Genomic DNA, 9,238 nt, shown 5'->3' with positions numbered 1-9,238 from the left:
ATCATAGATACCGTAAGGGATTTTATTCTTTATTTAAAACTTTGCAACAGAACCATTTGAGCTATTTATTTTTTGTTTTCGTTCTTTAACCCTCTCCAACCGCGGACGATTATAACGCTGGATAAGAATGAACGGGATATTGACGACACATGCATATAGAATCATTACGATTCCTGCCCAAAGGGGATTCCAGATAAAGAATACAGATGCTGGCGGAATTAAGAGCCAGTGTGTCAGTTCCGCGCGTTTTGTCTCGATGATGAATTTTTCAAATGTCTGCTTATCTGTTCCTTGTAGCTGTTTTTTATTATAAGAACTTTTCATAATACTGGATCCCTCGGGCAACTTTCTTTTCCATTCTTTAATCCGAAAGAGTCGTTGCCATAGTTCCCCCTTTTCTTCCCAAGCGAATGTTTGAAAGATAGATTCGGTCTGCGCATACCAAGTATCGGGAATCTTCATGCACCAAAGAGAAATACCCATATGAAAGACAAACCAGGCCATAATATCCAAAAAAATAATCCAATGAAGTGGTAAGTCGATTAGCATATCCGTACCTCCTATAATTCAATTTTTCTCCCTTTCCAAGAAACACTTTTCAAAACAAAAGTCTTGATTGCGGACCAGACAAACACGCAGACGAAGTATAAAAATAATAACGGGTAAAGAAATGATAATAAAATAGAAAAATTGCCTGCGATGCGCGCCATTCTTAAAAAGGAAAGAAAGAAGGCAAAGTAACCGACCCATGCTAGTAGTTGAAAACCGGAAAGAATTAAATAAAATCCAGAAAGAAAAGCACCTGTAATCCATAGGCCGCTACAAATCATAATGAAGGGATGCGTGGCGACTGAACCGGAAGCGAAACTTTTTGACCAACCTTCGAAAAGGTGCGCGATTCCACCCGGATACATGCGAAAATGCAGAACATTTTTACCAGAATAGAGCTGGACCGGAAATTCCTGTTCGATAAATCGCTGCCCCAATGCGATGTTCTCCATAATATTATGACGCACTCTCTTATGTCCACCAACTTGAAAATATGTACTGCTTGAACAGAGCAAAGTAGGACCAAACGCACCGGCAGTCGGCAGACGTCTACCTAAGATAGAAAACTGATTCATACCTGCCAGAACCAAAATGTTAAAGATAACTGAAAGATTCTCATAGCTTTTATGGATGGTGTGATAAGGTTGAATAGAAAGAACGGTCTCTTCCTTGAAATTAGCAATCATCCGCGCTAAGCTATTCGAATTTGGGAAAAAAATATCAGCATCCAAAAACAAGAATGTATCACCAGCTGCGGATTGGGTGCCATACCAACAAGCGGCAGCTTTACCAAACCATTCGCGATCATCTTTTTGGACTTGAATCACCGTTGCACCGTATTCACGGGCGATTCGCGCGGTTTGGTCATGGGAATAATCATCTACAACTAAAATTTCAAGCGGTTTATACGATTGTTTTTGAAGTGAAGCCAGTAGAATAGATATGTTCTTTTCTTCATTACGAGCAGGTATAATAATCGATACCTGTTTTTTTTGTTTTTGTATATCTTCTTGTTGAGTCAGCTTGGGAGCATGCCAGAGCATTGCCCAGCCGCCAGCGATTGAAAGGACGAGAATAAAGTAATAAATATAGACCATTGTGCTCCCTCCTTAGAAAATTTTTCTGCGTAATCTTCTTAAGGCTAATAATGTTGCTTTTGAATAAGGGGGAAATTGTTTGGACAGTAAAAAGGGTGTTTGTTTGGAATAGACGGGACGCGGTTGTGTAAAGGCTTCAAAGCTCGCTTCACCATGGTATTTCCCCAACCCACTTTTGCCAGCTCCGCCAAAAGCTAAGAACGGATTCACCGCGTGTAGCATAACTTCATTGATGCTGACAGCTCCGCTTTGAACCTCGTCCGCTATTTTACTCTGCGTTTCTTGGCTCTTGCTGAAGATGTACGTACAAAGTGGAGCGGGCAAGGCCTGCAATGTTTTTATTACATCGTCAACTGAGTCATAGGGTATAACAGGCAAAAGAGGACCAAATATTTCCTCTGTGCAAATCGGACTCCCCGAAATCAAATCTACCAGTAAGGTAGGGCCGATATAACAATCATCGGCTGATGCATCACCGCCGTAATAAACGCGACCGTCCGTCATAAACGTCAGGATCTTATCATAGTGCTCTCTATGAATGATACGTCCGTAACTCTCAGAAAACTGGGGATTTTCACCGTAAAAGGTGCGGATTTGTTCTTTCATCATTTCCAGAACATCTTCCAGTTGTTCACGGGGAACGTACACCGTGTCGGGAGCGATACAACTCTGACCGGCATTTAAAAATTTACCCCAGATTATTTTTTTTATAGCAGTTTCCGAAATCCCTGAGTGATCGATAATACAGGGGTTTTTTCCGCCTAATTCCAATAGAACCGGTGTTAGATGACGTGCAGCGTCCTCATATACTTTTTGCCCTGTCTCGGGACTCCCGGTGAAAAAGATAAAGTCCCATTGTAATGAAGTCAGCTTTTCCCCAACTTCACGGTCACCGGTTACTACATGAAAGACTTTTTTAGGGAAATAAGCAGGAACTAGCTGCTGTAAAAGGCGACTCGTTGCTGGAGCCGATTCGGATGGTTTTAAGACCACACCGTTTCCTCCGGCAAGTGCGCCTATTGCTGGCATTAGAGCAAGTTGGAGCGGGTAATTCCAAGGGGCTATTATTAAGACGCTCCCATATGGTTTTCTTACTGTCACAACTTTATCTCTTCCCGACAGTAAGAGCCTCTCCTTGGAAAGAGGCTTCAACCAAGAAGGTAACATTTTTTCCATGTGGGCAATTTCATTTAACAAAACACTTATTTCAGAAGCGTAGGCTTCTACAGGATGTTTATGGAGGTCTGCTTTCAGGGCCGCCAACCACTCTTCTTCATGTTCGGTTAAAAGACGTTTGATTTGTGAAAGGGCATAAAGGCGATGCTCCAAACCTTCCGCACCAATGTGGCGACTGCGTTCGCGTTGTAGTAATTGGATTTCTTCAATCACTTAACCACCTCGTTTGTTCATTTGTTCTCTCTTATAAATCTTATCACTTACTTGTTGCCCACTTAACGTTACCATTGGCATTCCACCACCAGGATTAACCGTTCCGCCTACGAAATAAAGATTTTCATACTTTTCACTTTCTTTGCTATGCTTGAAGCCACGGTTCTTCTTGCGGTTCGAAACAGTTCCGTAAATTGCACCACGATGCGAATAATAATTTCTTTCAATATCTTCCGGTAACCACCGATCTTTTACGACCGTTCTTTTTCGTAGATCTGTTAATCCCATGCGTTCCAATTTAATTAAAACCCGTTCTTCAAGAGCATCATATTCTTCTTTTGTAAACGGCTTATCCGGGATATAAGGAATATGCGGAAGGACTTTAATGTTTTCATGGCCCGGAACGGTTTGTGTTTCATCTGTTTTATTAACGTTTACCAGGTAAATAGTCGGGTCATCCGGTAATTCATGTTTATGGAAAATTTGATCAAAACTCTTCTCCGGATTACCAGAGAAAAAGAAATTGTGATGCGCCAATTGTGGGTAAGAACCCTCTACACCGAGATGAAGAACCAGTCCAGAACTTGCAGGTTCAAATTTGTCTTCTAGTTTTTTGGTGAATGATTCTTTTTCATTGAGAAGTTTGTCATAGGCGGGAATGACTTCCATATTGGAAATGAAATAATCAGCGGTTACGCTGGTACCATCTGCTAATTCCGCTGCTTCGATTCGATCATCATTTCTTATTAAGCGCACAACTTCTTGGTTTGTATGGAAATGAACGCCGATTTCTTCTCCAAGCTTCACGATTCCGTTTGCGATGCCATGCATCCCGCCCGGTACATACCAGATGCCTTGTTTGTGCTGCATATAAATCATCATGTTTAAGACTGCAGGTGCATCATAAGGAGAAGATCCTACATATTTGATGAAATAAGCCAGCATATCCCGGAACTTTTGATTTTGGATGCGTTTGGCAATGGCATCATACATCGTTGTTAGCAAATCGAATTCTTTAAAAGAATGGATTAAACCATGGTTCTTCAAGACATCCCTTGTATTATCAAGACCTTCTTTGAAGTAGCCTTCTTCCGTTATTTCGTACAATCCGCGTGCGTATTCTAAAAAATCACGGTATTGGGCTATATCTTGTTCTGACAAGTCGTCATTTAAGACCAACATCTTCTCTAAATCACCATAAAGATCCAAGACGGTTCCATCCGGGAAAAATGAGCGCCATTCGTGATCGACACGAACGGTTTCAATATAGTCGTCCATTTTTACATTGCTGGTGTTGAATAATTTTTCGAAAATAGGTTTCATCGTCAAAATAGAAGGGCCAAGATCAAAACCAAAGCCCGCTGTGTTCAAACGATTCAATTTTCCGCCTAAATGTGAATTTTTTTCGTACAATTGAACGTGGAAACCTTTTTGAGCGAGTGAAACCGCAACGGAAAGGCCCCCAAGGCCCCCACCGATGACAACAGCTGTTTTATTTTGGGACATGCTATTTCCTCCTGCGTATAAGTTCATAAGAATCAGCTTCATCTTACCATACATCGCGCGCGATGTAAAACGTTTTCTTTTGTTTTGAGAAATGAGAAAAAAGGGTTTACGTCGTACAAGATATAAACTATAATAGTCTTGTCAGAACAAATAGAGAGACGGTGTTGTGAATATGGAGAAGAAAAAAGTTATCGTAGTCGGAGCAGGCGTGGCGGGCTTATCTAGTGCAATCCGCTTGCAAAAAGACGGCTATGCAGTCGAAATTTATGAAAAAGAAAGCTTGCCTGGCGGGAAGATGCATCTAATTGAGAAGGATGGTTTTAAGTTTGATTTAGGACCAACCATCGTGATGATGCCGGAGCTTTACCGAGAAGTTTTCGAATATGCAGGCAAAAATCCAGATGACTATATTCCCATGAAACGTTTAGACCCGATGTATCGTTCTTACTTCCACAAGGGAACAGAAAGTATTGATATTTCATCTGATTTGGTAAAGTTGATGAAGACACTGGAAGACATAAATCCCGAAGACGCAGTTGGGTTTTTGAAGTATCTAAGTAGTATTTATGAGCGCTATTCTGTGGCTCGTGACAGCTTTATACAGCGTCCCTTCCGCAACAAGAGAGATTTTTACAATCCTTCAATGATACGAAAAGCTCTCCAATTAAAAACGTTTGATTCTGCTACAGATTCGATTGCAAAATTTGTTAAAGATGAAAAAATCCGTCAAATGCTGACGTTCCAAACATTGTATATCGGTGTAAGCCCTAATAATGGCCCCTCTCTCTATACGATTATTCCGATGATTGAGCTCCTTTATGGAATTTGGTTCATCGAGGGCGGTATGCATAAGATGGCCGAAGGAATGGAACGCGCGTTTATTGAATTAGGAGGAAAGATTCATTACGATTCACCAGTAGATGAAATTAGAATTGAAAATGGCCATGCTACGGGTGTATTGGTAAACGGAAAAGCTGAACACGCTAATTACGTGGTATGTAATGCAGATTTTCCTTATGCAATGAAGAATCTAGTTAAAGATGTTTCTGCAAAAGGAAAATATACCGATGCGAAAATTGATAAAATGAAGTATTCATGTTCTTGCTTTATTCTTTACTTAGGAATGGATCGCAAATACGATGACTTGGAACATGTACATACATTCGTGTTCTCAGAAAGCTTGGACCAAAACTTGGAGCAAGTTTTCTCCGGTGAGTTTATCGAAGACCCCTCTATTTATATCGTTGCAGCTTCTAAGATTGACCCGACTGTCGCACCAGAAGGAAAAGAAGGGCTGTATATCTTGATGCCTGTATCTGATTTGGAAACAGCGAACTATGATTGGAACGATCCTGAAACGGTCGCTTACTATCGTAAAAAAGCTTTGAAAGCTGCCAGTGATTTGCCAGGAATGAGTAATATCGAAAATGAAATTATCTCTGAGAGCATGATTACACCCCTTGATTTCCAAGAACGATTCAATGCTTATAACGGAGCATGTTTCGGCTTGCAACCAATCCTGCTGCAAAGTAATCACTTCCGTCCGCAAGCGAAAGCGGAAGCGTGTGAGAATCTTTACTTTACAGGAAGTAGTACTCACCCGGGAGCAGGGGTTCCGATTGTGTTGTTATCTGGGAAAATTGCTGCTGACGAACTGATGGTGGATGATAATAGATAAATGAAAGAGTGAGTGGGATGGTTGAAACAGAACTGAAAAAAGACTACGCATACTGTGAAAAGGTTATAAAAGCGTCCTCTAAAAGCTTTTATACGGCATTCTCCAAGTTGCCGAAAGAAAAAGCAAGAGCTGTTTATGCTATTTACGCGTTTTGCCGTCAAGCGGATGATACTGTGGATGCGCACAAGCCTCTTGCATTAAAGAAAGAGAACCTTGCTATTTTGGAAGCAGAGCTGGAAGAATTCGAAAAGGGTAAGACACCGAATCATCCAATGTGGCGTGCCTTACGCGATGTTTTCAATCGCTACGCTATGACCACTTCTCCCTTTTATGACCAATTGGAAGGGCAAAAACGTGACTTGGACTTTCAGGAAATTACCAATTTGGATGCATTAAATGATTATAATTATTATGTAGCGGGATCTGTAGGTTTGATGTTATTGCCGATTTTGGCAGCTAAGAATGGGATAACAGAAACTTTGAAAGAAAGTGCAGTTTCCTTAGGTATTGCCATGCAAATAACGAATATACTCCGTGATGTGGGTGAAGATTATCGCGAGAATAAGCGTGTCTATTTACCCACTGAATTATTGAACCGCTATCAGGTCGACTTAGCACAGAATGTCGAAAACGGTCCGGATAAGAATTTTATCGCTTTATGGGAAGAACTAGCGGAAGAATCAACCCGTGGCTACATGGCATTTGAGGACAGCATCCATCACTATGACAGTGATTGTCGTTTCCCTGTTCTCGTTTCTTCGAAGCTATATAGTGGTATAATGGACAGCGTTCGGAAAAATAACTATGATTGTCTCGGTAAGCGAAATTACGTTCCTGAAGCAAGAATGATGGAGTTAATTCTGGAGACGCGGAAAATATTAAAGAAACGGTGATTGTATGGACGAGTCGATTTTTGATCGACCATTGAATGAGCAGCTATGCTTCCGGCTTTATCGGGCCTCAAACGGTATCAATAAAATGTACGGACGGGCGCTGAAAATAGTTCAGCTAACTTTCCCGCAATATTTAGTCTTATTGGCTTTATGGGATAATGATGGCCTGCCGATTACGACAATTGGAAGCCAAGTAGGAATGGGAATCGGAACTTTGAATCCTATTTTGAATAGAATGAAAGAACACGACTGGATTGAAAATAAACAGCATCCTACTGATAAAAGAACGATGCTAATTTTTCTCTCTGCTAAAGCAAAAGCGATCAAACCAAAGATAAATCAAGCCATCCTGGAAGAGCTGACGTCTTGTGATTTTGCCGGAATGGACTTGCCCGAATTGATGGCACAATTATTAAATTTACAGAATCGGCTCGACACAATAAACAAGAAAAATTAATGGAGGTTTAAGCTTATGACTATATACCTGAATTATTCCATAAGGTATTGTAGCTATACATCTGATCGTTGTATTGAACGTCCATCTTGTTATTGCCTCCTTATCACTTTCGAGCTAGATTCTATACTAGTATTATACCGCATCTTGTTAAACAAAAATGTTTATAATGACCAAAGCCAGTTTGTTTTAAATACTCAGGAGTTATTTGGTTGCTAGTTGTCGTAATAAATCATCAATGTGATCATTTATGATGACTAAACGGCTTTTCAGTAATTGGCCCTTCTTCGTCAGCACCAAATTCCCGCCCTGATTCTGGAATAATTTCACTTCCAAATCCGTTTCGAGATAGTGGATATGCTGCGTGATCGTTGGTTTGGACAAGCAGAGTTCTTGAGCAGTCTTTGCATAATCCAAGGTATCAGCTAAAACTAGGAAAGTTTGGTAATGATAATCAATCATGAAATCATCCTTTCATTTCTTAATGATGACTTACCGGCAAACCAAATCTGAAATCGCCTCAAAATGCGTTATTTCGGAAGTGTTTTTTCTGAATAGGAGGAAAAAGAGTCCCGAAGACACCTTTTTGTCTGAATCAATGGAAGGATTTCTTACTTTACTTTACCTGAAGTCAGATAGTAAAGATAAAGGTTTGCGAAAACATCGGAAAGACTGGCACCTTCCAAATCCATCTCTTTCATGAAATCAGACAATTCTTCTTTACTGACGATCAGATTGGCCAGCTTATAATAATCCCCCAAAGGATACACATAGATGACGTTCTCCGGCGTCTTCCGTCCGAAGGGGTGAAAGAGATTCTTGATCGCGGTTTGGTAGAAGGGATTGTTCTTCCCGGTGCTGAAATTTCTTGCAGCCATTTCCTTGAAATCCGCTAAATGGATCGGGATACTGGCATTTTTTCTGAAAAGAAAAAGGTCTCCGGACCCGCTCACCATAGCTTTCTCCAACAGATCTTTTATGGCGGCCTGGTAGCCTGCTCGATAGTCGTCGGTTATTTGTTTGTCGGATTCGGAGCTTGCATCTGCTTCTTTTTTCCTGGCGATAAACTTAGTGAGGTCTAATTGCGTCACTTGATAGCCTAGTTTTCTGGTTTCTTGTACAGCCGGCAGGTCTCCTTGACGGATCCAACGCAAGACCACTTGTCTAGAACTTGTAAGGCCTTCCTTTTCGAGGATGGTGAGCACTTCGGAAACGGTTAACATGTGGATCCCCTCTCTTTTATCTTTACTTTACTATATTATAGAGTAAAGTAAAGATAAAAGGGAAGTATAAGGTCTTTAAAAAAGATTTATTTATCGATAATAGACAGGTGTCTATTATGAAGATAGTAAATATGCTCATAGATGTTGTAATGTAACTTTTACGAATGGTTTTTGCCATCCGCAGGACTACCGACAGGGGAGCAGATTGATAAATTGCTACTTTCGCAGGTGTTGGAAAACGAAAAGAAGTATCCAGAAAATGGTTCCAATTTTAATTCCCTGTCATCCTTTGCCATTCCCTATTAATCATGATATACTTTAATTGCGAAACGAAAGTATCTTATTGCAAGCAAAACACAAAAGCCAATCCTATTGCGAGTAGGATAGGCTTTTTGGTTCTGTTGCAAAGTTTTAAATCTACTATCAAATAAGGTAGAATAATAGAAAAA

9 protein-coding genes are annotated in these 9,238 nt (G+C 40.6%); 3 read left to right on the top strand and 6 right to left on the bottom strand.

Features of this window, described 5'->3' with window-relative positions; translation table 11 throughout:
- Positions 1-33: 33 nt before the first annotated feature.
- The 4 genes from RT018_RS15160 to RT018_RS15145 are packed head-to-tail and all read right to left on the bottom strand — an operon-like array spanning position 34 to position 4,541.
- A complete protein-coding gene (locus RT018_RS15160) occupies positions 34-549 on the bottom strand; it encodes a glycosyl-4,4'-diaponeurosporenoate acyltransferase (protein WP_312247670.1) in 516 nt (171 codons plus the stop codon).
- A gap of 11 nt (positions 550-560) precedes the next feature.
- Positions 561-1,646 carry a glycosyltransferase family 2 protein gene (locus RT018_RS15155; RefSeq protein WP_312222006.1) on the bottom strand — a complete coding sequence of 362 codons (1,086 nt, stop codon included), beginning with the start codon at positions 1,644-1,646 and terminating at the stop codon, positions 561-563.
- A gap of 12 nt (positions 1,647-1,658) precedes the next feature.
- Positions 1,659-3,035: an aldehyde dehydrogenase family protein gene (locus tag RT018_RS15150; RefSeq protein WP_312222005.1), complete on the bottom strand. Its 1,377-nt coding sequence runs from the start codon at positions 3,033-3,035 to the stop codon at positions 1,659-1,661.
- Positions 3,036-4,541, bottom strand: a complete 1,506-nt coding sequence (locus RT018_RS15145) for a phytoene desaturase family protein (protein ID WP_312943153.1) — start codon at positions 4,539-4,541, stop codon at positions 3,036-3,038.
- A gap of 172 nt (positions 4,542-4,713) precedes the next feature.
- Here RT018_RS15145 and RT018_RS15140 point away from each other — a divergent pair, with 172 nt between their 5' ends.
- Genes RT018_RS15140 through RT018_RS15130 form a run of 3 tightly spaced genes read left to right on the top strand, consistent with a single transcriptional unit; the run spans position 4,714 to position 7,569 of the window.
- Complete coding sequence (locus RT018_RS15140; RefSeq protein WP_312222004.1) at positions 4,714-6,219, top strand: phytoene desaturase family protein; 1,506 nt, start codon at positions 4,714-4,716, stop codon at positions 6,217-6,219.
- A 17-nt stretch (positions 6,220-6,236) separates the two neighbouring features.
- Entirely contained in the window at positions 6,237-7,112 is an 876-nt protein-coding gene (locus RT018_RS15135) for a phytoene/squalene synthase family protein (protein ID WP_312222003.1), read from the top strand.
- A gap of 4 nt (positions 7,113-7,116) precedes the next feature.
- Positions 7,117-7,569: a MarR family transcriptional regulator gene (locus RT018_RS15130; RefSeq protein WP_312222002.1), complete on the top strand. Its 453-nt coding sequence runs from the start codon at positions 7,117-7,119 to the stop codon at positions 7,567-7,569.
- A gap of 201 nt (positions 7,570-7,770) precedes the next feature.
- On the opposite strand, the gene RT018_RS15125 is transcribed toward RT018_RS15130, so the two are convergent.
- Together RT018_RS15125 and RT018_RS15120 are read right to left on the bottom strand one after the other, a co-directional pair.
- Positions 7,771-8,028: a LysR family transcriptional regulator gene (locus RT018_RS15125; protein ID WP_312222001.1), complete on the bottom strand. Its 258-nt coding sequence runs from the start codon at positions 8,026-8,028 to the stop codon at positions 7,771-7,773.
- Between the two features lie 149 nt (positions 8,029-8,177).
- Positions 8,178-8,789 (bottom strand): helix-turn-helix domain-containing protein, encoded by a 612-nt coding sequence (locus RT018_RS15120; protein ID WP_312222000.1) that lies wholly within the window; start codon positions 8,787-8,789, stop codon positions 8,178-8,180.
- Positions 8,790-9,238: the final 449 nt, after the last annotated feature.

This window comes from Oscillibacter sp. (genome assembly GCF_032060045.1).
Lineage (GTDB): Bacteria > Bacillota > Clostridia > Oscillospirales > Oscillospiraceae > Oscillibacter.
The sequence above is the reverse complement of the archived record's forward strand: the minus strand, read 5'-3'. Positions and strand labels throughout refer to the sequence as shown.

What these genes read in the sequence shown, in the direction of transcription:
- RT018_RS15160 (WP_312247670.1), bottom strand. Translation starts at nt 549, where the DNA reads ATGCTAATCGACTTACCACTTCATTGGATTATTTTTTTGGATATTATG.
- RT018_RS15155 (WP_312222006.1), bottom strand. Translation starts at nt 1,646, where the DNA reads ATGGTCTATATTTATTACTTTATTCTCGTCCTTTCAATCGCTGGCGGC.
- RT018_RS15120 (WP_312222000.1), bottom strand. Translation starts at nt 8,789, where the DNA reads ATGTTAACCGTTTCCGAAGTGCTCACCATCCTCGAAAAGGAAGGCCTT.
- RT018_RS15135 (WP_312222003.1), top strand. Translation starts at nt 6,237, where the DNA reads ATGGTTGAAACAGAACTGAAAAAAGACTACGCATACTGTGAAAAGGTT.
- RT018_RS15125 (WP_312222001.1), bottom strand. Translation starts at nt 8,028, where the DNA reads ATGATTGATTATCATTACCAAACTTTCCTAGTTTTAGCTGATACCTTG.
- RT018_RS15140 (WP_312222004.1), top strand. Translation starts at nt 4,714, where the DNA reads ATGGAGAAGAAAAAAGTTATCGTAGTCGGAGCAGGCGTGGCGGGCTTA.
- RT018_RS15145 (WP_312943153.1), bottom strand. Translation starts at nt 4,541, where the DNA reads ATGTCCCAAAATAAAACAGCTGTTGTCATCGGTGGGGGCCTTGGGGGC.
- RT018_RS15130 (WP_312222002.1), top strand. Translation starts at nt 7,117, where the DNA reads ATGGACGAGTCGATTTTTGATCGACCATTGAATGAGCAGCTATGCTTC.